Raw genomic sequence first — 23,572 nt, forward strand, 5'->3', positions numbered from 1 at the left:
TTTATTTTAAATTTTTAGAAGATATTGACATCAAAGTGTATATGAGATATTATATGTATATAGATTATATACACACTGCATGTACACTTGGAGGTGAGAATTTGAATATATTAATTAGCAATTCCTCACAAGTTCCTTTATATGAACAAATTGAAAGTCAAATAAAGACTCAAATTATTAACTTAACTTTAAAGCCTGGAGAAGCACTACCTTCAATAAGAACATTAGCTAAGGAATTAAAAGTAAGTATAATTACTACTAAAAGAGCTTATGAAGAACTTGAAAAAGAAGGATTTATTAAAACTGCTGTAGGAAAAGGTACTTTTGTAGCAGAGGCAAATAATGAACGACTTAAAGAAGTAGCTATGTTTGAAATTGAGAACAAATTAGAAGAAGCAATAATTTCTGCAAAAGCTATTGGATTAACATTAGAAGAAGCATTAGAGATATTTAAGAATTTATATGAGGAGGTATAATGGTGGAAGCAATTGAAATTAAAAATTTAAAAAAAGAATATAAGAATTTCAAATTGAATATAGAAGAGTTAAAAGTAAGAGAAGGTTTTATAACAGGCTTTATTGGTCCAAATGGTTCAGGTAAGACGACTACTATAAAAGCTATAATGAATATGATTAAATATGATGAAGGAGAAATATTAGTTTTAGGAGAAAATATTTCTGATAATCCTAAATTAAAAGAATCAATAGGTTTCGTTGGTGATGTATGTGGGTTTTTAGAAGAAAGTAAATTAAGAAATATAAAGACTTCTGTATCTAAATTTTATACTAATTGGGATGAAAATTTATATAACAGATTAATCAATAAATTCAATATAAACGAAACTTTAGTTTATGGAAAACTATCTAAAGGACAAAAGAAACAATTTGAATTAGCAATGGCATTATCTATAAAACCTAAAATTATAATGATGGATGAGCCTACGGCTAGTTTAGATCCAATTGTAAGAAGTGAATTTTTAGAGTTATTACAAGAAGAGATGGAGAAGGAGAATCTTACAATATTTTATTCAACCCATGTAACTAGTGATTTAGAGAAATGTGCAGATTATATTGTATTTATATACAAAGGAAAAGTTATATTATATGGAGAAAAAGATGAAATTTTAGAAAAGCACTCCATAATAAAAGGAAAGAAAGAACTTTTAGATAATGAAACAAGAAAATATCTTATTTCTATTAAAGCTAATGGGTTTGGATTTGAAGGTTTAACATCAAACAAAAAAGAAGCTTTTGAGATATTTGGAAATGAAGTTATTTATGAAAAACCAACTTTAGAAGATATTATGCTTTATTATACTAGGAGGGACTAAAATGAGAAAAATATTAAATTTATTATTTTTGCAATTTCAAACAGTATTGTCACTAAAGAAATATATGGCTTTAATAATTTTTATGGGAATATTTTTAGGTGCTGTAAATCCCCAAATGATAACTTTTAGTGGTGCGCTTTTTATAATGGCTACATGTTATAGTACTGCATTTTATGAGGAAAAAAGTAAAGTGAATTATTTAATATATTCTTTACCAGTAAAGCCAAAAGAGTATATATTATCAAGATATATATTTGTAGCTATTAATACAATGATAGCTACCATAATATCATCAGTTCTATACACAGGCTTAATTTCCTTAAATATAGTTACAATAAATGAAATTGGGCCATTAAGGACATTGGTTTATATAATGATGGGTATAGGTGTTTTCATGATGGCTATATTGATTCCATTCGAATTAATACTAGGATTTGAGAAGGGTAGAATAGCAATTGTATTTTTAGCAGTTTTTCCAATGGTGTTTTCAACAGAATTAATGAAATATTTACCTAATATAGATTTTGATATATTGGTAGTAAAAGTATTAGTTGTCCTTTGTATATTTACATTAATTTTAGCATCATATTTTATTACTTCAAATATATATGATAAAAAAGATATTTAATAAAATAAGAAAAGTTTCATATGCTAGATTTTTAATAGAACCTAACTAATTTTTAACTCATATATTTTAGTAAAAGGAAATTAGTAGGTGTAATAATGAAATTAGAGTTTATAAATAAGCAAAATTTTAATAAAATAATTAAGGAGTTAAAAGACTTATATAAAGTTTGTTTTAACAAAGAAATAAGTGAAGAATATTTTTCGTGGATATATTTAAATAATCCTATAGATGATTTCATTTTTTGCTTAGCAACAGAAGATGATAAAATTATTGGGTGCTATTCAGTGATACCTATAAATATAGTGATAAATAATGAAATTATAAGATCAGGAATATCTATGCCTTTACTTATTAAATCAGAGTTTAAAAATAAAGGGTTATCTACTAAAATTGGAATAAAAGTCTATGAGGAGTTGAAAAGAAAAAAATATGATTTTATATTGGGGTTTCCTGATGAAGTAAATCATCATAATTTAGTTAAGAAGTTTGGATTTGAAAATATATATGAAATACCAACTTTAAAGTTAGTGGTGAAGGATAAAGATATATATCATATAAATAGGTGTGATATTCAAAAAATAGATATAGATAATGATTTTACTTTTGACTATTCGCTATTAATAAATAAAAAGGATAGCAAAATAAAAGTTTATAAAGATTTAAATTATTTAAAATGGATGTTTAAGAAAAATAAAATATATGAATACAAAAATTATGTTATAAGCCGAAATAAAGTTGTCTTAGCTTCACTTATAATGACTAAATATAATGATAAGATAGAAATAGTAGAATTAAATTCAGTAGATAAACAATATAATAAGATATTATTATGTAAAATATTTAAAGATGTTGCTGAGGAAAATATAAAATCTATAAATATTTGTTGTTCAGTTTATAACAGAGAACATATAATACTAGAAGAATTAGGCTTTGAAAATAGTACACCTATAAATTATTTTATCATAAAAAAAATAAATAATTTAAGTAGTGATATTATAAACTTTAAAAATTGGGATATTCAAATAAGTGATTTTAAATATATATTTAAATACTTTATAAATTTAAGAATTGATTAAATTAAAAATAAATTAATATAATTTAAAAAATAGAATGGATAGTAAGAAGTACCATTCTATTTTTTTAATAAGAAGTATATGGAAAGTTGAAAGAGTATTATTATAGGGATACCTAGATTAAATTTTAAATGTCTAATTTTATGTTTGAAAGTATACATACTTATATAAGTACCTAAACTTCCGCCAATTATTGAAAGAAAAATTAATGTGGATTCTTTTATTCGCCATTTTTTCTTTATTGCTTTTTTCTTATCAATATAAATGGTTAAAAAAGAAATTAAATTAATAAAAATAATATAATAAGTAAAAACGTCTTTCATAAAATCTCCTTTACAGTTTTTATAGTACACACTTGATTATAAACTATAATATCTGCTATAGGAATAAAATTTAGTTATTTAATTGATCCTTGTACTATTCCTTTAATTATATATTTTTGAACAAAGAAGTAGAAAATAATAATTGGAATTACTGCTAAAATTAAAGCTGCCATAGCAAGTTCCCATTGTTTAGAAAAAGCACCAAAGAAATTGTTCATGGCAAGAGGAATAGTATTTATTTTTCCGTTTATAGTAAGAAATGGTAGCAAAAAATCATTCCATATCCATATACCATTTAGAACCATAACAGTTACTGTAATTGGCTTTAAAAGAGGGAATACTATCTTATGATATAATTGCCATCTATTACAGCCATCTATTATAGCAGCCTCTTCAACTTCTAAAGGGATGTTATTTATAAAGCCATGATATAAAAATATGCTCATACTTGACCCAAATCCTAGATACATAAAAATAAGTCCATAATGTGTTCCAAGCATATTGAAATTAATGGAATCTATACTTATTATACCCATCCATTTAACTAACGGTAGCATTACAGCTTGGAATGGAATTATCATTGCAGAAACAAATAAATAAAATATAACTTTACTAGCTCTAGTTTTGCTTCTAGCTAAAGTCCAAGAAGCCATTGAAGAAAATAAAACTATTAGTATTATACTTATAGTAGTTATTATTAGTGAATTAATAAATGCACTACCCATATTCATTCTTTCAATTGCAGAAGTATAATTACTAAAATTCCATTCATGGGGGAATCCCATAGTGTTTGCAAATATTTCTCTTCTAGTTTTAAAGGAATTTATAAACATAAGATAAAAAGGAATCATATAAATAATAAGGAGTATCCAACCTGAAAATTCTAAAAATTTTAATTTATGATTATAACTATTTAATGTTTTTAATTTACTATGTTTTTTTATTCTCATTACAATTCAACCTCCCTTTTCTTTGTAAAATAAACTTGAGTTAAAGAAATTGCTGTAACAAATATAAAGAATATTATTGCTTTAGCTTGCCCAAGTCCCATATTATTAGAAGAAAATGCTTCGTTATATATATTTAAAGATAGCATTTCAGTAGTTTTTAAAGGAGTTAAAGAAAAATTTAAATCAAATAACTTAAAAGAATTAGCAAGTGTTAAAAATAAACATATTGTTATTGATGGAGCTACCATTGGAAGCGTTATATGCTTAAAGGATTGCAAACCATTAGCACCATCAATATGACTTGCTTCAATTAAATCAGTAGGAACGTTTTCAAGGGCAGCTACATAAATAACCATTATATAGCCAGCATATTGCCAAGCTGAAACTATAAGCATGGCTAAAATAGCAGTATTTCTTTCTTGAAGAAGAGAGGTTGCCAGAAAATCTGGTCCTAATTTAGTACCTATAGAGGTAAAAACTGAGTTAAATAAGAATTGCCATATGAATCCTAAAATAAGTCCACCAATTAAATTTGGCATAAAGAAGCCAGTTCTAAGAAAATTTTTTGTCTTTAAGTTTCTAGTAACAAAATAAGCTAATCCAAATCCTATTAAATTTATAGAGATAACACTTGCAATAGTATAAACTATTGTAATTTTGAAGGAATAAATAAACTGAGTATCCTTAAAAAGGTTACTATAGTTAGAGAAACCTACAAAATCATAATTAGGATTGGCACCATTCCAATTAGTAAGGGTATAATATATTCCTATCAAAAATGGAATTATTACTACCATAGTTAGTGCAAATAAAGAGGGACCAACAAAAAGCCAAAATCCCTTATTAGATTTACGTTTTTTCTTCATATTATCATCTCCTATAAAATTTGGCCATAATATAAGTATCCACAAGGGACTATAATCCCCTGCGGATATAAGAAAATATTATGGTTTACTTCTTGGTTGCTGCTTGGATTTCTTCAAGCATCTTAGTTTGATCTATTTCACCTTTTGCATATTTAGAGAAAATAGGTGCTAATTTTTCCTTGTTGAATCCATCAGGAAGATTAGTAAATGCCCAAGGAAGTGTTTTTCCAGCATTATTATATTCAATTATTGATTTAGCTAACTTATCATCAGTTTCAACTTTAAAGTTAGTAAAAGCAGGTATCATCTTCATATCTTCTATTAAGGACTTTTGACCAGTTTCACTAGTAACAATCCAGTCAAGGAATTCTTTAGCTTCAGCATTTACAGCTGAATCTTTATTAACTGTCCAATACATTGGAACTCCAACAGGAATACTTCCACTTATTTTATCATCGTTATTAATTGCTAGTGGAATAAAGCCCATATCAAAATTTGCACCTAATCCAGCTAAATCGCCAGCAACCCAGTTACCTTGATGTAAGAAAGCAGTTTTTTCTAAAGCAAAGTTTCCAACTTGAGTACTATAATCTATAGTATCTAAAGCAGCACCTCCACCATATTTACAAAGTAAGTCAACAAGATTCATCCAATCTTTGAATTCTTGATTATTTACAATATCAGCTTTACCATCAATATAATCCTTAGTAAATTGTGTAGGATTTTCTTGAGAGGCTAATCCAATATTAAAAGTATGATTTCCAGTTACCCAAAATTCTTTTGTTGTATATGATATAACGTTATCTAATCCTAGGGCAGCTTTTTCAGAATCTAATTTTTCAACAGCAGATTTTAATTTATCAAAAGTGTCGATTGACTTTGGATCTATAGATGCCTTGTCTAATATTTCTTTATTATATATTAGTCCATAGCCTTCAGTTGCAACTGGCATACCATAGATTTTACTATCTTTAGTTACTGTATCTAAAGTACCTTTAACAGCATTAGAAACCCATTTTTCAGATGATAAGTCATCAACCTTGTGAGACCAAACTTCTAAGTCACCAGCACCTTGAATCATAAAAATATCAGGCTCAGTACCTTTCTGAAATTCAGCTTTTAAAGCAGCACCATAGTCAGCCCCACCACCAACTGAGGTAACTTCAACTTTAACTCCAGTTTCCTCTTCATATTTTTTTGCAAGTTGTTGCAAAGCGTCATTTATTTCAACTTTTAATTGAAATACTTTTACTACCTTATTTTCAGTATTTTTACCTGAACTTCCATTAGTATTATTAGAAGAACATCCAACAAACACTCCAGCCAATAATGATGCAGTCAAAACAGTTGCTAAAATTTTTTTCATTCTTAACCCCTCCATAAATATATTTTAATGAAATAAAAGCAAACGATTGCATTTATATACATATATTACATTTAAAGGAAAAACTATTCAATAGAAATACTAATAAAACAACAATTTTGGATTTTTGCACTAAAGTTATATAGTCTAATTGGGAAATAAAAGAAAAAATAGAGGATTAAATGTTCCTCTATTTTTTATTTACCTAGATAAGCGCTTTTAATTATAGAATCATTAAGAAGAGTCCTAGAATCACCAGTTAACACGATTCTAGCGGTTTTTAAAACATAAGCTCTATGAGCTATAGATAAAGCAATATTTATATTTTATTCTACTAATAAAATTGTGGTTACTGCTTTGTTTATTTCTACTATAGTATTAAAGATTTCTTTAACAACTATAGGGGCCAGTACTATTAAAGGCTCATCATAATATAAGTCAATGTTATCTATTTTAAGCATAGTTTAAGACCATTCTCCGGGGCATGTTTCAATAGCTTTAGGGTTATTTCTTATTTAATCAGGAGTCCCTTCAGCTATTTTTTACAATAATCTAATACTATTATTTTTTCGCAAATTCCCATTACTAGTTTCATATCATGTTCTGTAAGTAAAACAGAAATTTGAAATTCATCTTTAATCCAATTAATCATTTAAGAGCATAAACACTACCTAAGTCTAAACCATTTATAAGTTGTTGTAAAAATTACATTAGAATAAAGTTCTTCAGATCTTCATCCATCTCCACCTAAGAATTAAGAAGTTATTCCTGTTGCTCGGGCTTGGTTAGCAATAATGAAAACTAAATTATAATAATAAGGAAGAACTAATACATTGGGATTAGTTGATTTTATCTTTGTAAGTTGTGCATTAAAATCAGTATCGCCATCATTATAACTTAAACATTCAGTTACCTGTCCACCTTTAGATTTAAAGTCTTTTTTTATGTCTCAGATATACCATTTGAATAATCCTAGCCAGCATGTATAAAATAGCTGCTGTTGTAGCTCCAGAAGTTACAAGACCAAGTATAGCAACAACTTTATCATTATCAACAAGTTTATTAAAGGCTTATATTGAAGATATATGATCTTCTTGATTATCTTCTGCATTACTAGAGCAGCCGCTTAAAAGTGATAAACCTAATGTTAATGAAATAACACCAAAAAAGTTTTTTATTCATAAATACCCCCATTTTTCTGAAAAAATATTAATAATAAAATATTAATAAAGAACTGATAAAATTATTAAAATTATATTTTATATTGAAATAATTTAAAAGTATATTAATAAATTGGGTTAAAAAATACAATATAGCTATTTAATATATTTTGTTGGAATATTTAAATATTAAAATAAATGTACGGTAAGTATTAAAAATGATTTTATTAACAGTATATAAAAGTTGATTTTTATTAGAGAATTATTAAATTTAATATTTTTATTTGTACCTTTATATGATATATTGGACAGAGAAATTATAATTATTAATAAAATATTGTACAAAGAGGTGAAATAATGAAAAAAAATGAATATGGTTTATTTACTGCCATAGGAATGATAGTAGGAATTGTAATAGGATCAGGAATATTTTTTAAAAGTGATAATATATTAGTAGCCACTAATGGAAGTATAAGTTTAGGCGTTCTTGTATTTAGTATTGCTGCAATGGGAATTATTTTTGGAAGCCTAACTATTTCAGAATTAGCATCAAGAGATTCAAAAGCAGGGGGAATAATAACATATGCTGAATATTCATATAATGAATCAGTTGCTTGTGCTTTTGGATGGTTTCATACATTCTTATATTATCCTACACTTGTAGCTGTAATTTCGTGGGTATCTGGTATATATATATGTATGTTATTTGGAATAGATGGTGGATTAACTACTCAAACAACGATAGGATTTATAATAATGATTTTATTTTACTTTATGAATGTATTGTCTGCTAAATTAGGCGGATACTTTCAAAATGCATCAACGATAATTAAAATTATTCCTTTATTAGTAATAGCAATAGCAGGACTTTTTTTCGGAAATCCTACTGAAATAATAATAAGTGATATTGTACATATGGAACCTGCTACATGGATAGCAGCAATAGCACCTATAGCATTTTCTTTTGATGGTTGGATAATATCAACATCTATAGGTCATGAAATAAAAAACTCTAAAAGAAATTTACCAAGAGCTTTGGTAGTTGCTCCATTATTTATATTAGCAATATATGTATTATATTTTATTGGAATAAGTATGTATGTTGGACCAGAAACAATAATGAATATGGGAGATGAACATGTTAATTTAGCAGCTACTAGACTATTTGGACCTTGGGGAGCTAAAATAATATTAACATTTGTTGTTATATCTATATTAGGAACTGTAAATGGATTGATAATAGGCCACACTAGAATGCCATATTCTCTAGCAATAAGGGGAATGTTTCCCAATTCTAAGAAAATAAAAGTCGTCAATGAAAGCGTAGGGATGCCTATTAGATCTTCAGTTGTAGCTTTTTGTATATCATCTATTTGTTTAGTTATACATTATATAACACAAAGATATAATTATTTACCTAATAGTGATATATCAGAAATATCAATAACTGTTAATTATTTATTATATATAATGTTGTACTTTAAAGTATTTAAAATGGGTTTAAACAATGAAATTAAGGGCTTATGGAGGGGAAAAATTAATCCTATTTTTGCAAGCTTAGGATCTTTAATTATTTTATTTGGAAGTATTAAAAATCCATTATTTTTTGTATATATCATAATATGTGGAATAATATTAGTATCATCAGTACTGTTTTGGAAATACAATAAGCAAAAAATATAATTATAGTAAAAAAAGATAGAAAAAATTTCTATCTTTTTTTATTTTGTAGAAAATATAAAAAGAGTAAGGAAATTTGAAAGATTAAAATCGTTTCTAAAAAATTACAAATGATGTATAATTATTAACATATTCTTACATATGTAATTTTATTATGTAAATATATATTAATTGGGGGAGATTATATGAAAGGTTTAATTTTATACTTCAGTGGCACTGGAAATACAAAATTTATTGCCAATAAGATGGGAGAAGAATTTATAAAAAATGAATGTGAAATAGAAATACATTCGATAGAAGAAGAATTTAATATAGAAAAGATATCATTTGATTATTTAATTCTTGGATTTCCTAAGTATTTTGAATATATCCCTCAAATATTTATGGAATTTATAGAAGATAATCTACATTATTCTGAAAGCGAAATAAAAACAATGATATTTTCAACAGGAAAAGATAAACTTCAAACTTACTTTGATGAATTAGAGAAAATATTAATAGAAAAAAATTTTAAAGTCATATTAACTACAAATTTTAAAATGCCAAATAGCAATATATTAAGTAGAGAATATTTAGATACTAAAAATATAGATTTAGAAGAAGTATATAATAAATCCTTACAAAAAATAAAAAATGAAATAGCAAATTTTTTGATTGAAAATTATAATAAAAAAGAAATTAATAATTTTAAATCAATAATTATGAAAAAACTATACAAATTCAGAACAAAAGATTTATATAAAAATTCATATAAATTTTCAGTAAGCTCGCAATGTGATAAGTGCAATTTATGTGTTAAAATTTGTCCAACTAGAAATATAGAGAATATAGGAGATTATATAAAGTTTAGGGATAATTGTATATTGTGCTGTAGATGCATGAGTTGTTGTCCTAAAAATGCAATATTATATAAAAACAAACAATATTCTCAGTATAAGGATAATATTGATTTGATAGTAGGTTAGTTAAGAAGTTAAGGGGGGGTAAACCCTTCTTTTTATATTCAAAATAAGGACTATTATGTTATTATATATATAAGTTATTATAAGAGTTTAAAATTTAATTAAAAATATAAGTAGTAATAGTCTTTAAATCAATTTAGTATATAAGGATTATATAAAATGCTAAATATTAGAAAGAGGTAGAAAATGAAGAAATGGATTAATTGCATATTTAAAGTTTTACAAGGAATAAGTATAGCTTTATTTACTATTGGTATAAGTGTTATTGCATCTTTAAATTTGAGAAGTATATATAAGTATTCAATTCAAAAGTATGACTTGGATAAAATAGGACAACTTTCAAAGGAAAAATTAATGGAAGATTATAATATATTATTAAATTATTTACAAAATCCATTTGCAAAAAAGTTGAAGTTTAATAATTTTATAATGAGTAGCAACGGAGAATTTCATTTTTATGAAGTTAAGAAGATATTTTTAAGCATATATTTAATAGTTTTAATTTTTGTATTGATATTTATTGTTATATATCTAATAAAAAAATATAACAACAAAAAAATAAAGCTAATTAAATCACTTAATTATGGAGCAAATGCTCTTATAAGTATAATTACAGTTTTATTAACATCAATTTTTATAGATTTCTCAAAAGCTTTTATAATTTTTCATAAAATATTTTTTAATAATGAATATTGGATTTTTGATTCAAAAACAGATCCTATTATAAATGTGTTACCAGAAGAAGTTTTTAAGTTGTATGCATTAGTGGTAATAATATTTACCCTTATTGCAATAATTGTTTATAAGACAATTTACATAAGTTATAATAAACATTCTAAACTTAACTAATTATCAATGAATTTTATATTATTTGAGGAAAGCTATTATTTTAGTGTGTTAAGAATGCATGTTTGTGTTGATAATCTTAATAAGTAAATAGAAAGATAATTTTAGGAGTGTTTAATTTGCAAGATATAAGTTTAGAAGTTTTAGAGAAATATTATGGATATAAAAGCTTTAGAAAGGGCCAAGAAGATATAATTAAAAATATTTTAAGTAAAGAAGATATTCTAGCAATAATGCCAACCGGCGGAGGTAAATCTTTATGTTATCAAATACCAGCATTAATTTTAGATGGCTTAACTATAGTAATTTCACCATTAATATCCTTAATGAAGGATCAAGTTGATAATATAAGATCTATGGGGATTGAAGCCGCATATATAAATAGTTCATTAAGTACTAGTGAATTTAATGAAGCTATAAATAATCTAAAGAATAACAAATATAAAATAGTTTATGTTGCGCCAGAAAGACTTGAGTCGTATGACTTCATAATGGAAATGTCAAGATGTAGTATAAGTCAAATTGCTATCGATGAAGCACATTGTGTATCTCAGTGGGGGCATGATTTTAGGGTAAGTTACAGAAAAATAAAATCATTTATAGATATATTGAAAGAACGACCTATAATTACAGCTTTTACAGCAACAGCAACAGAAGAAGTAAAAAGAGATATTATAAGCCTTCTTGGACTTAAAAATCCTAAGGTATATGTAACAGGTTTTGATAGAGAAAATTTATTTATTAATATTGTAAAAGGAAGTAATAAAAAAGACTATGTAATTAAATATATAGAAGCTAATAAAGATGCTTCAGGAATAGTTTATGCTGCTACTAGAAAAGAAGTAGACAAATTATATGAGGTCTTATGTGAAAAAAAATATAAGGTATCTAAATATCATGCAGGGCTTAGGGATGATATAAGAAAAGAAAATCAAGAAGATTTTATAAAGGATAAAGTTAACATAATGATAGCTACAAATGCTTTTGGAATGGGAATTGATAAGCCTAATATAAGATATGTAATTCACTTTAATATGCCTCAGAACATTGAAAGTTATTATCAAGAAATTGGTAGAGCAGGAAGAGATGGAGGAAAAAGTGAGTGCATATTATTATTTTCACCAGGAGATATTCAAACTCAAAAGTTCTTAATAGAATCTAGTTCAGAAAATTTAAATAGAAAACAAAGTCAATATTTGAAGCTAAAACAAATGACTGATTTTATTTATAATAATGATTGTTATAGAAAATATATACTAAATTACTTTGGTGAATCTAATTTAGAAAACTGTAATAATTGTAGTAACTGTTTAAATGAAGGAGAAGTAGTAGATAAAACTATTGATGCTCAAAAAGTATTATCATGTGTATATAGAATGAAAAAAAACTTTGGTATTTCAATGATAGTAGATGTTCTAAGGGGATCTAAAAACATTAGACTAGTAAATTTAGGATTCAATAATTTATCTACTTATGGAATTATGAAAGATTATAAGGCGGAAGATCTGAAAAGTTTTATAAATACGTTAATAGCTCATGGATATTTAGATTATATTGAAGGAACTTATCCTGTAGTAAGTCTAAATAAGAAATCAATAGAAATAATAAAAGGTGAGCATAAAGTACTATTTAAAGAAAATAATATTAATACTATTGAAAATGTAGATAATAAATTATTAGAATTACTAAAAGATTTGAGAAGAGAAATAGCACTGGAAGAAAGAGTTCCTCCTTATATAATTTTTGGTGATGTTACATTAAAAGAAATGAGTAGCAAAATGCCATTAATTAAGGAAAATATGAGATTAATTAGTGGAGTAGGAGAAATTAAATTTAATAAATATGGTGAAAGATTTATTAATTTAATTAAAAGTTATATTGAAGAAAATAATATTATTGTAAATCATATAATTGAGGATAATGAAGAAAATTCTTATATTGATATAAAAGTAGATGAAGAATTACTAGAATTACTAAAGAATAGAAGAGAAGAAATTTCAAGAAAAGAAGGTATGTATCCACCAAAAGTAATATCTTTAAGAAGCTTGAAAGAAATAAGTGGAAGATATCCTAAAAACTTAGATGAATTAATGGATATAACTTTAGTTGGAAAAAAGAAAGTAGAAATTATAGGAAAAGATATAATTATTATAGTTAACGATTATATTAATAACAAAGATATTAAAGTTAATTTCATAAAGAAGGAAAAAAGAAAAATTGCTTTAGATGGAGACGTTAGGACAGATGAAGAAATAACTATTGATGAATTAAAAAAAGGAGAGGTTCCAGAAGAATTATCAGATAAATTAGAAATATCTATATCTACAATTTTAGGATATTTGACAACAGCCCTTGAAAATAATGAGAATATAGAAATTAAGTTTGATATATCAAAATATTATTTAAAAGAAGATAGAGAAGAGATTCTTAGAGAAGTAAGGTCTAAAGACTACAGAAAAATTGGAGAAATTAAAAAGACTCTTAGAAGTGATATAAAATATGAGGCTATAAGAGCAGTAATAATAGAAGAAATATTTTTAAAAAATAAGAAATTGATAAATGATAATTAAAGTTAACTAGTGTTATAAATTGCTTTGTAAAATATATAAGAAGTACAAAAATAGAGAATAAGGAGAATGAAATGAGTAATTACGGTAATTTACAAAAGGTTATAGATGGCAAGAGAAAGTTTGGGATAACACCTCATATACCTGGAGGTTTTATAACACCAGAGAACCTTGAAAAAATAGCTATAGTAGCAAAAAGATATAATGGAGTTATAAAAATTACTTCAGGACAAAGAATATTAATTACTAATTTGGAGGAAAGTGATTTACCATTAATTTGGGAAGAACTTGGAATGATGCCAGCTGTCAAAACACAAAATTCTGTTAAAAATGTAGAGATGTGTCCAGCAGGTTTTTGTAAGAGAGCAAAACATAATACTATTGGAATAGGAATGAGACTTTCAAAAAGGTACCATTGGGCAGAAATGCCATGTAGAACCAAAATAGGTGTTGCTGGATGTAGAAATGCATGTGGGAGTGTTTATAGTAAGGATGTAGGTATAATAGCTGATAAAACTGGATTTATGGTAACCGTAGGAGGATCAGGAGGCTATAATCCAAGAATGTCAGATATTATTGCAATTGATTTGACTGAAAAGGCTGCAGAAAATTTAGTTGATATAATTTTTGAATACTACAAAGAAAATGCAGAAGCTGGTGAAAAATTAGGATTTTTTATAGATAGAATAGGTATAGAAAAATTTAAATCTGATGTATTTAAAATAATTGATTAGATAATAATATCTTTTAGGGAAAGAGTATTATAAAAAATAATAAACATGTAAAATATTTATATCAAAAGAAAAAGTTTATTAAGTGCTAAATGTAAAGTATTCAAGGAGGGTATTAATTGAAAGAAGATAAGAAGCCCACAATTGTAGTAAGCAGATGTTTAGGATTTTGTAATTGTAGATATAATGGAGATATGATATCAGATAAGTTTGTTGAAAAATTAAAAAAGTATGTCAATTATATAACTGTTTGTCCGGAGGTAGATATCGGTTTAGAGACACCTAGAAAGCCTATAAGATTAATATTAGAAAAAGAAAAAATAGAACTTTATGAGCCGCATAGTGGAAATGTATATACAAGGGAAATGGATGAATATTCAAATGAATTTTTTAAATCTTTAGAAGAAGTGCATGGATTTATATTAAAGGGAAGGTCACCATCTTGTGGAACCAAAAATGTAAAGTTATATTTAGGTAAAGAAAAGACAATAGGATCAAAAAAGAGTATAGGATTATTTGCTTCTTATGCTATTAAAAACTATCCATATCTTCCTATTGAGGAAGAAGGACGTCTTACTAATCATGCCATAAGAGAGCATTTTTTAATTAAGGTGTATATATTTTTTAAATTTAAGGAAGTAGAAAAATCTAATTCTATTAAAGAGTTAATTAAATTTCATTCAAATAATAAATATCTTCTTATGGCATATAATAGAAGTCAGTTAAAGCATTTAGGGCAAATAGTTGCTAATGATGAAAAAAAACATTTTAATGAAATTATAAATGACTATGAGCATCATTTAGGTTTAGCATTTTCTAAAATTCCTAGAAAAGGTAATTACATAAATACATTTATGCATATATTTGGATACTTTTCAGATTATCTTTCAAAGGATGAAAAGGAATTTGTATTAGATATATTTAATAAATATAAGGAAGATAAGATTCACATGGATGTACCTTTAAATATTTTAAAAACTTATGCTATAAAATATAATGAAGAATATCTTTTGAATCAAACTATATGGTCTGCATACCCAGAAGAATTACTTGATATAAGTGATTCTGGAAAAGAGGGAATATAAAATAATAAACAAAAAGGGGCTGTCATAGATAGCCCCTTTTTTATGTAAAACGTAAAATACCTAATTAGAAAATAAAAACAATTATCATTTTAATGTGTAAATATTACTTAATATAAATCTATTAAGCTATTTCTTTAGATAGAGATTTAAATTACCTTCTTTACGTCTCTTATAAAACTCTGCAGTTGCTGTAAATAAAACGTCAGATGATGAGTTAAGTGCTGTTTCACAAGAATCTTGTATTACACCTATAATAAATCCAACTCCAACTACTTGCATAGAAACATCGGTCGGTATTCCAAATAAGCTACAAGCTAAAGGTATTAATAGTAAAGAGCCTCCAGATACACCTGATGTTCCACAAGCACTTATAGTTGCTAGTATACTAAGTATAAGTGCAGTCGGAATATCAACAGGAATATTTAAAGTATGTGCAGCTGCTAATGTTAAAACAGAAATCGTAACAGAAGCACCAGACATATTTACAGTTGCACCTAAAGGAATAGATACTGAATAAGTATCTTTATCTAAACCTAATCTTTTACATAAATCCATATTTACAGGAATATTGGCAGCTGAACTACGAGTAAAAAATGCTGTAATACCACTTTCTTTTAAACATTTTAGAACAAGAGGATATGGATTTTGACGAATATTTATAAATACTATAATTGGATTGGCGATAAGTGCTACAAATAGCATACATCCAACTAAAACTAAAAGTAGTTTTCCATAGCTTATAAATGTTTGAATTCCATTAGTTGCAATTGCATCAAAGACAAGTCCCATAATTCCAATTGGTGCAAAATTAATTATCCATCCAACCATTTTAGATAAAGCATCAGAAATATTAGCTAGCATTGTTTTAGTTGAATCATTTGCTCCTTTTAAGGCAAATCCAAGAATTACAGCCCATGATAATATACCTATATAATTGGCAGTAACTAATGCATTTACTGGATTATCTACAATATTCATTAAAAGTGATCTTAAGACTTCAGTAATTCCACCAGGAGGCGAAAGATTTTCTACTCCTGCTACCAGAGTTAATTTTACTGGAAAAATAAAACTTGTTAAAACTCCAACAAATCCACCTGTGAAAGTTCCAAGTAAATAAAGAATAATTATAGACTTCATATTAGTTTTTTGTCCGCTTTTATGTTGACATATTGCAGATGTAACAAGAAAAAATACAAGCATAGGAGCAATTGCTTTTAAAGCACCTACAAATAAGGAACCTAAAATTACAATTGACTTTGCTTTTTCTGGAATAGTTAATGCTAAAATAATTCCAATAGATAAACCTAAGATAATTCTTTTAACTAAACTTATTTTATTCCATTTTTTCATTAAGTTTTTCATAATATCTCCTCCTAATTAATGTTTTGAATATACTTTTTATAGTTTATCATAAATTTCTCGGCAAATAAATTATATTTAAGCTTATATAGTCAATTTTTAAAAGTATATAATGAAAAAACAAATAAAAGAATAGATTATAATATTGGATATACAATGAGAGAAATAATAAAAATAGCTAGAAGATTAGAGTAATCTAATCTTCTAGCTTTAAATATTAGTAATAGAAGCAATAATTAGGAATAATGTAATTTAAATTTATAATTATTATATTTGGTGAAGTAAGATGATAAAGAGTAACAAAAGTACTTTATAATTTTTTTAAAGTGCTAATTTTAATATTTCTAATGCTTCTTTTGCTCTTATTTGCACAAAATTTCCAACATGATCTGTGTGAGCAACTAGCTTATTAGACATTTCTTCTAAATTAGAATCATCAATATCCACATGACTTAAACGAGTTGGTAGTTCTATAGCTGTAAAGAAATCTTCTAAAGCTTTGATTCCTTTTAAAGCTGTTTCTTCAAGGTTATTTAAATTTATATCTATATCGAATACTCTATTTGCAAATTGAGCAAATCTATTAATATCATGTTTATAAACAAATTTCATCCAAGCAGGGAATATAATAGCTAATCCAGCTCCATGAGCAATATCGTATACACCACTAAGTTCATGTTCAATATCATGACTAGCCCAATCCCCAAGTCTACCCATATCTAAAGATCCATTATGAGCAACCATACCTGATAGCATAATCTCTGCTCTAGCATTATAATCATTAGGATTTATGTTAAGTCTCAATGCATTATCTATTATTGCTTTCATTGTTCCTTCACACAACCTATCTGTTAAATCTACATTAGGCTCATTTGTAAAATATCTTTCAAGTATATGAGCAAACATATCAGCAATTCCACAAGAAGTTTGATATTTAGGTAAAGTATAAGTAAGTTCAGGATTCATTATTGAAAACACAGGTCTTAAAGTTGGATGTCCTGTACTTCTTTTATATAATCCATCTTCGTTAGTTATAACACAGCCAGAACTTGTTTCACTACCAGCAGCAGGAATTGTTAAAATAGTTGCAAGTTGTATACATTTATGATTAATAGGTGTATCTATAAATAAATCCCAAACATCTCCGTTATAATTAACTCCAGCAGCAATAGCTTTAGAAGAATCTATAACACTCCCGCCACCTACAGCTAGAATAAAGTCAATATTATTATCTCTACAAATTTTAATTCCCTCACGAACTAGGGAAACTCTAGGATTTGGTTTAACTCCTGAAAGTTCAATAAATTCTATATTTGAATCTTTTAAAGATTTAATAACTTTATCATACAATCCAGTTTTCTTTATACTTCCTCCACCATAATGAAGTAAAATTTTATTTGTATATTTCTTTATTAAAGTCCCAACTTGTGATTCAGAATCTTTTCCAAAGATAATCTCAGTCCCATTTTTAAAATTAAAGTTTCTCATAAAGGCCCTCCTTATATTTTATAATATAAATATATAATACTTCAATAATAGAAGTATTTCAATAAATAGAAAATAGAGTTATTATTTCATAATCTTTTTTAATAAGTTTATTTTATTATTATATGGTGCAAATCTAAGAGGAAACTCTGCAAAAGTACCACGTTTAATAACAGATTTCTTATGTGTAAATATATCAAAACTAGCTTTACCATGATATGATCCCATACCACTTGAGCCAACACCGCCAAAAGGCAAATATGAAGAAGCAACATGTATTATAGTATCATTTATTGTAACTCCACCAGAAGTTGTTAAATTTAGAATTCTTTCTATAGAAGAAGAATTTTCAGAAAAGTAATATAAAGCAAGGGGTTTATCTTTTTTTGTAACATAAGAAATAACTTCATCTAAATTTGAGTATTCTAAAATTGGAAGAATAGGTCCGAAGATTTCTTCTTCCATAATCAAACTATTTTGTTTGATATTTATCAAAAGTGTTGGATCTAAATATAAATCATTTTCATCTGAATTTCCACCAAAGTAGATATCTCCATCTTTTAAATAATTTTTTAATCTTGAAAAAGACTGAAGATTAACTATTCTAGGAAAATCAGGACTTGATTTTAAATTATTTCCAAATTGAATAAGTATTTCTTTCTTTAACTCTTCCAATAATTTATCTTTAATATCTTTTTGAACAAATATATAGTCTGGAGCAACACAAGTTTGACCAGCATTTAAAAATTTTCCCCAAACAATTCTTTTAGCAGCTAGAGTTAACTTAGCAGAATTATCTATTATACAAGGGCTTTTTCCACCAAGCTCTAAAGTTAGAGGAATAAGGTTTTTTGATGCTTTTTCCATAACTATTTTTCCTACTTTTACACTTCCAGTAAAGAATATATAATCAAAATTTAAATTTAATAAATAAGAAACAACATCTTTTCCACCTAAAGGATTAACAACTTTTATAAAATTTTTATTAAAATTTTCATTAATTATCTTTTCAAGTAATAATGCTGTGTTTTTAGTATTTTCAGAAGGTTTTATAATTGCACAATTCCCAGCAGATATCGCCCCAATCAAAGGGGAGATAACTAATTGAAAAGGATAATTAAAAGGACCAATTATTAATACAACTCCATAAGGATCTTTATATACATAACTTTTAGAAGGAAAATTAATTATAGAGTTTTTAACTTTTTCTGTCTTTGACCATTTTCTTAAATTTTTAATATGAAGATTTAATTCGCTATAAATTATTCCTATTTCTGTAGCAAATCCTTCAAAATTAGATTTTCTTAAATCTTTATATAAAGCATCTAATATTTTATCTTCATTTTCTTTTATAACTTTTTTCAGCTTTTTTAAATTATTTATTCGGAAATTTATATCCTTTGTTTTAGCTGAATAAAAAAGCTCTTTTTGGTTATTAAATGTATCTAAAATATCTTTCATAATATTCCTCCAGTATAATTGAATTACAAACTAACATAAATAGTATATATTATCAGCACATAATTTTTTTTTATGGTTAATTTTATTATAACACTACAAAAGAAAAGTAAGAGATTTTAAAATAAAATTGAATAAGTATATATAAATATTAAAATAAATGATAAAATATAAATATACCCTATAGAGGTATAGTAACATGGAGGATTAAGATATGGAAGAAGAAAATGAAAAGTTAAGAAAAGATATAATAAATAGACTAAAAAGAATTGAAGGGCAAGTAAAAGGAATACAAGGAATGATGGAAAAAAACGTATGTTGTCCTGATATTTTAGTTCAAATATCAGCTATTAGATCAGCTATAAATAGAGTTGGTGGATTAACAATAGAATATTATGCAAATAATTGCTTAGGAGTTGAAGAAGGGTCATCAGAGCAAGAGACTTTGAAACAGCTTATAAAGACGATAAATACCTTTGTAAAGTAAAAAATTAAAAATATTACTTTACAAAATATCTATAAAGTGATAATATTTTCTCATAAATAATTGAACTAGAGGCTATGAAGAGAAGAAGTAGATTTAACATATCTTTTCAGAGAGTTCTACACTTGCTGTAAGTAGAATAAGAAAGTTAATTTGAATAACATCTCTGAGCCGTACTCCGAAAGATAACAACTAGTAGGCAGTAACCGGGTTGCGCCCGTTATAGTGCTAGAGTATCTAAGTATTTTATTTACTTATGTACTTGAAGAGTCTATTATTGTGAGATAATAGAGAATTAAGGTGGCAACGTGAAGTATAGCTTTCATCCTTTTATATATTTATATAGGGATGAGAGCTTTTTTTATGCAATAAAATTGTTAAAATAGTGGAGATTTAATTATTTAATATTATTAAAAAGGGGAGCTTAAAAATGAAAGTAGAAGGAATAATTATACCAGAAGGTTACAAAAGTAACACAACATTAATAGAAACAGAGGTTCATATAAAAAGAATCAAAGATTTTTTTGAGAAAGCATTAGCAGAAAGCTTAAATTTAACAAGAGTCTCAGCACCGCTATTTGTAGAAGGAGAAAGTGGAGTAAATGACAGTTTAAATGGTATAGAAAGACCTGTTAAATTTGATATTTTAGCAACAGGAAAAGATGTAGAAATAGTTCATTCACTAGCTAAATGGAAAAGATTAGCTCTTCACAGATATGGATTTAAAGTATCAGAAGGACTATATACTGATATGAATGCTATAAGAAGAGACGAAGAATTAGATAATCTTCATTCTGTTTATGTAGATCAGTGGGATTGGGAAAAAGTCATAGATAAAAGTGATAGGACTGAAGAAAAATTAAAGGATATAGTAAGAAATATTTATAAAGTATTCAAGGAAACTGAGAAATATGTTCACAAAAATTTAGTATCGGGAGAGGAGAAATTACCGGAAGATATATTCTTCATAACCTCTCAAGAATTAGAAGATATGTACCCAAAATATACTTCTAAAGAAAGAGAAGATGCAATATGTAAGGAGTATAAAGCAGTATTTATAATGAAAATTGGAGGATTACTTAAATCAGGAGAAAAACATGATGGAAGAAGCCCCGATTATGATGATTGGAGTTTAAATGGGGATATATTATTCTGGTATCCTCTTTTAGATAGAGCAATAGAATTATCATCCATGGGTATAAGAGTAGATGAAAAAGCACTTGATTATCAGCTTAAAGTTTCAGGAAATGATTATAGAAGAAAATTAGACTTTCATAGAATGTTATTAAATGGAGAGTTACCATATACAGTAGGTGGAGGAATAGGACAGTCTAGAATTTGTATGTATTTTTTAAATAAAGCTCATATAGGAGAAGTTCAAGCAACAGTTTGGGATGAAAAGAACTTAAAAATATGTAGAGAATATAATATAAACTTACTATAATAAAGAATAATTAATATTAAATGCAAATAATTATCTCCTAACAATATTGACAAATAAAAATTTAAATATATAATTATATTATATATTGTAAAGACACATTAAATTTTATTGAATATAAAGTTTAAATGTAAAATAATTAGGAGGAAATTATATGAAAGCCTTTGTGGATGAAAATACATGTATATCTTGTGGACTTTGTGAAGGAGTCTGTCCGGAAATATTTTCTTTAGAAACAGGAGTTTCAGTTGCTAAAGAAGGTATTATTGAAAATGAATTAGAAGATGCTACAAGAGAAGCTTGTGAAGGTTGCCCAGTAAGTGCAATTTCAATAGAAGAATAATATTTAAAGCCATACACACAATGTGTATGGCTTTATTTTGCAAATTTTCTTTTTGCACGTTTTTCTAGTTCTTTAAATTCTTTCTTCTTTCTAGCAGACATTAAAAGTCTAGTAACTGTTGATACAAATATAACCCCGAGGGAAAGAGAACCAGCATTAGCAAGAGTATTAAGTCCAAGTTCAAGAGATTTTATTATATTACCATTTATTGCTTCGTACATTGTATAGTACATGCCTCCCCCAGGAACTAATGGAATTAATGCACATATTATTAAGGTGGTAACAGGAGTTTTTAATATTCTCGCGAGAATTTCAGAATATATACTAAAAATAATGGATGAAATAAAAAATGACGAAGTAGTAGTTAAACCTAAATTTTCACAAAATATACTTATGTACCAACTTAATCCTCCACCTAAAGCAGCATAAAATAATTTTTTGCCTTTTATATTGAATAGTATTCCAAATCCAAGGGTTGAAAAAAATGCAAATAGTGATTGTACCATCATACTATAGCCCTCCAAAAGTAGAAATCCAAAAGCTGAGTACTGCACCAGTACCTATAGCAATTGATATAGCTACTAAAAATGCCTCGGCAGCTCTTGTAAGACCAGCCAATAAATCGCCTGATATAGTATCTCTAATTGCATTAGTTATAGCAAGCCCAGGAACTAACAACATTATTGAACCAATTATGGTTTTATCTATATCATTTATAAGTCCTATATTTAAGAAAAGTATAGCAATTATAGCAGTAATTCCAGCCAGAATACTATTAATGAAAAATTGATTTATCTCTAGGTTAGAAAATTTTATAGATAGTGATTTTATAATAAGGCCAATAAAAAAGGCAGCAATAGCTTCTCTTAATTTTCCACCAAAGAGGAATACAAAGCAAAAAGCACCCAAGGCAGAAATTAATATAGCAGTTTTATTACTGTATCTTTCTCCATTATTAATGATTTGAAGTTGAGATTTAAGTTCAGATACTGAAAGTCCCTTACTTATAATATTTCTAGATAAGTCATTTACTTTATCTACTTTATCTAAATCTATAGTTCTAGTCGAAACTCTTCTTATTAAAGAATAAGTCTTACCATCACTACACACAGAAACCATAATACCTGTTGTAGTAACAAAGCTTTCAGCTTCTTCTATACCATAGATTTTGCAAATTCTCCAAATAATTTCTTCAGCCCTATAAGTTTCACCGCCACATTCAAGCATAATTTTGCCGGCAAAAGTAGCAACATGAAGTATTTCATTCATATCCATAACTAAATCTCCTTAAATCTAAAGTTATTTAAAATATAAGTATTATAACATAAATATATTAATTATAGTATATACTACTTTACAGAATTAATAATATACTACTCCTAACTAAATTTATTAATTGAGAATTTCATTGATTTACAAAAAAATAAGAATAATTTAG

22 protein-coding genes, 2 pseudogenes and 1 other annotated feature are annotated in these 23,572 nt (G+C 26.3%); of the genes and pseudogenes, 13 read left to right on the top strand and 11 right to left on the bottom strand.

Annotated features, from left to right (window positions below; genetic code table 11):
* The first annotated feature begins 101 nt into the window (after positions 1 to 101).
* From AAT22_RS08010 to AAT22_RS08025, 4 genes are all read left to right on the top strand, one after another.
* Positions 102 to 476, top strand: coding sequence for a GntR family transcriptional regulator (locus AAT22_RS08010; RefSeq protein WP_016208393.1), 375 nt, complete (start codon positions 102 to 104; stop codon positions 474 to 476).
* Between the two features lie 2 nt (positions 477 to 478).
* The gene (locus tag AAT22_RS08015; protein ID WP_084820738.1) at positions 479 to 1,330 is read left to right on the top strand and encodes an ABC transporter ATP-binding protein; all 852 of its coding nucleotides are present in this window, start codon (positions 479 to 481) and stop codon (positions 1,328 to 1,330) included.
* A gap of 1 nt (position 1,331) precedes the next feature.
* Entirely contained in the window at positions 1,332 to 1,958 is a 627-nt protein-coding gene (locus AAT22_RS08020; RefSeq protein ID WP_047000832.1) for an ABC-2 transporter permease, read from the top strand.
* Positions 1,959 to 2,053: 95 nt separating this feature from the next.
* A complete protein-coding gene (locus AAT22_RS08025; RefSeq protein ID WP_047000833.1) occupies positions 2,054 to 3,034 on the top strand; it encodes a GNAT family N-acetyltransferase in 981 nt (326 codons plus the stop codon).
* A gap of 56 nt (positions 3,035 to 3,090) precedes the next feature.
* Here AAT22_RS08025 and AAT22_RS08030 read toward each other — a convergent pair whose 3' ends face one another.
* From AAT22_RS08030 to livG, 6 genes and pseudogenes are all read right to left on the bottom strand, one after another.
* Positions 3,091 to 3,354: a DUF1294 domain-containing protein gene (locus AAT22_RS08030; RefSeq protein WP_047000834.1), complete on the bottom strand. Its 264-nt coding sequence runs from the start codon at positions 3,352 to 3,354 to the stop codon at positions 3,091 to 3,093.
* Positions 3,355 to 3,428: 74 nt separating this feature from the next.
* On the bottom strand, positions 3,429 to 4,304 hold the full coding sequence (locus AAT22_RS08035; RefSeq protein ID WP_047000835.1) for a carbohydrate ABC transporter permease: 876 nt from the start codon (positions 4,302 to 4,304) through the stop codon (positions 3,429 to 3,431).
* Positions 4,304 to 5,170, bottom strand: coding sequence for a sugar ABC transporter permease (locus AAT22_RS08040; RefSeq protein ID WP_047000860.1), 867 nt, complete (start codon positions 5,168 to 5,170; stop codon positions 4,304 to 4,306). The genes AAT22_RS08035 and AAT22_RS08040 overlap by 1 nt, the downstream gene beginning before the upstream one ends.
* A gap of 85 nt (positions 5,171 to 5,255) precedes the next feature.
* Entirely contained in the window at positions 5,256 to 6,536 is a 1,281-nt protein-coding gene (locus AAT22_RS08045) for an ABC transporter substrate-binding protein (protein WP_242849801.1), read from the bottom strand.
* Positions 6,537 to 6,730: 194 nt separating this feature from the next.
* Positions 6,731 to 6,961, bottom strand: a pseudogene (locus AAT22_RS19595) (ABC transporter ATP-binding protein); the annotation flags it as partial.
* Positions 6,962 to 7,048: 87 nt separating this feature from the next.
* Positions 7,049 to 7,185: pseudogene (livG, locus tag AAT22_RS18775) on the bottom strand (high-affinity branched-chain amino acid ABC transporter ATP-binding protein LivG); the annotation flags it as partial.
* A gap of 865 nt (positions 7,186 to 8,050) precedes the next feature.
* On the opposite strand from livG, the gene AAT22_RS08050 reads away from it, so the two are divergent.
* From AAT22_RS08050 to AAT22_RS08075, 6 genes are all read left to right on the top strand, one after another.
* Entirely contained in the window at positions 8,051 to 9,376 is a 1,326-nt protein-coding gene (locus AAT22_RS08050; RefSeq protein ID WP_047000837.1) for an APC family permease, read from the top strand.
* A gap of 182 nt (positions 9,377 to 9,558) precedes the next feature.
* Positions 9,559 to 10,338, top strand: a complete 780-nt coding sequence (locus AAT22_RS08055; RefSeq protein WP_047000838.1) for an EFR1 family ferrodoxin — start codon at positions 9,559 to 9,561, stop codon at positions 10,336 to 10,338.
* Positions 10,339 to 10,521: 183 nt separating this feature from the next.
* Positions 10,522 to 11,184: a TIGR01906 family membrane protein gene (locus AAT22_RS08060; RefSeq protein WP_047000839.1), complete on the top strand. Its 663-nt coding sequence runs from the start codon at positions 10,522 to 10,524 to the stop codon at positions 11,182 to 11,184.
* Positions 11,185 to 11,300: 116 nt separating this feature from the next.
* The gene (gene recQ / locus AAT22_RS08065; protein WP_047000840.1) at positions 11,301 to 13,751 is read left to right on the top strand and encodes a DNA helicase RecQ; all 2,451 of its coding nucleotides are present in this window, start codon (positions 11,301 to 11,303) and stop codon (positions 13,749 to 13,751) included.
* 71 nt (positions 13,752 to 13,822) lie between these two features.
* A complete protein-coding gene (locus AAT22_RS08070; RefSeq protein ID WP_016207541.1) occupies positions 13,823 to 14,482 on the top strand; it encodes a nitrate/sulfite reductase in 660 nt (219 codons plus the stop codon).
* 116 nt (positions 14,483 to 14,598) lie between these two features.
* The gene (locus AAT22_RS08075; RefSeq protein ID WP_047000841.1) at positions 14,599 to 15,564 is read left to right on the top strand and encodes a DUF523 and DUF1722 domain-containing protein; all 966 of its coding nucleotides are present in this window, start codon (positions 14,599 to 14,601) and stop codon (positions 15,562 to 15,564) included.
* A gap of 126 nt (positions 15,565 to 15,690) precedes the next feature.
* On the opposite strand, the gene sstT is transcribed toward AAT22_RS08075, so the two are convergent.
* From sstT to AAT22_RS08090, 3 genes are all read right to left on the bottom strand, one after another.
* Complete coding sequence (gene sstT, locus AAT22_RS08080; RefSeq protein ID WP_047000842.1) at positions 15,691 to 16,926, bottom strand: serine/threonine transporter SstT; 1,236 nt, start codon at positions 16,924 to 16,926, stop codon at positions 15,691 to 15,693.
* Positions 16,927 to 17,244: 318 nt separating this feature from the next.
* Positions 17,245 to 18,411 carry an iron-containing alcohol dehydrogenase gene (locus tag AAT22_RS08085; RefSeq protein ID WP_047000843.1) on the bottom strand — a complete coding sequence of 389 codons (1,167 nt, stop codon included), beginning with the start codon at positions 18,409 to 18,411 and terminating at the stop codon, positions 17,245 to 17,247.
* An 81-nt stretch (positions 18,412 to 18,492) separates the two neighbouring features.
* Positions 18,493 to 19,869 (bottom strand): aldehyde dehydrogenase, encoded by a 1,377-nt coding sequence (locus AAT22_RS08090; RefSeq protein WP_047000844.1) that lies wholly within the window; start codon positions 19,867 to 19,869, stop codon positions 18,493 to 18,495.
* Positions 19,870 to 20,080: 211 nt separating this feature from the next.
* On the opposite strand from AAT22_RS08090, the gene AAT22_RS08095 reads away from it, so the two are divergent.
* The 3 genes from AAT22_RS08095 (at position 20,081) to AAT22_RS08105 (ending at position 22,134) form a co-directional block, all read left to right on the top strand.
* Complete coding sequence (locus tag AAT22_RS08095; protein WP_016206713.1) at positions 20,081 to 20,353, top strand: metal-sensitive transcriptional regulator; 273 nt, start codon at positions 20,081 to 20,083, stop codon at positions 20,351 to 20,353.
* Between the two features lie 65 nt (positions 20,354 to 20,418).
* Positions 20,419 to 20,683, top strand: a binding site (T-box leader).
* Positions 20,684 to 20,780: 97 nt separating this feature from the next.
* Complete coding sequence (asnA, locus tag AAT22_RS08100) at positions 20,781 to 21,794, top strand: aspartate--ammonia ligase (protein ID WP_016206714.1); 1,014 nt, start codon at positions 20,781 to 20,783, stop codon at positions 21,792 to 21,794.
* 151 nt (positions 21,795 to 21,945) lie between these two features.
* Complete coding sequence (locus tag AAT22_RS08105) at positions 21,946 to 22,134, top strand: ferredoxin (RefSeq protein ID WP_016206715.1); 189 nt, start codon at positions 21,946 to 21,948, stop codon at positions 22,132 to 22,134.
* 32 nt (positions 22,135 to 22,166) lie between these two features.
* Here AAT22_RS08105 and AAT22_RS08110 read toward each other — a convergent pair whose 3' ends face one another.
* Together AAT22_RS08110 and AAT22_RS08115 are read right to left on the bottom strand one after the other, a co-directional pair.
* A complete protein-coding gene (locus AAT22_RS08110; RefSeq protein WP_016206716.1) occupies positions 22,167 to 22,643 on the bottom strand; it encodes a threonine/serine exporter family protein in 477 nt (158 codons plus the stop codon).
* 1 nt (position 22,644) lies between these two features.
* The gene (locus AAT22_RS08115) at positions 22,645 to 23,409 is read right to left on the bottom strand and encodes a threonine/serine exporter family protein (protein WP_016206717.1); all 765 of its coding nucleotides are present in this window, start codon (positions 23,407 to 23,409) and stop codon (positions 22,645 to 22,647) included.
* Positions 23,410 to 23,572 lie beyond the last annotated feature (163 nt).

It is taken from the genome of Clostridium sp. C8 (genome assembly GCF_001010885.1).
Classification (GTDB): domain Bacteria; phylum Bacillota; class Clostridia; order Clostridiales; family Clostridiaceae; genus Clostridium; species Clostridium sartagoforme.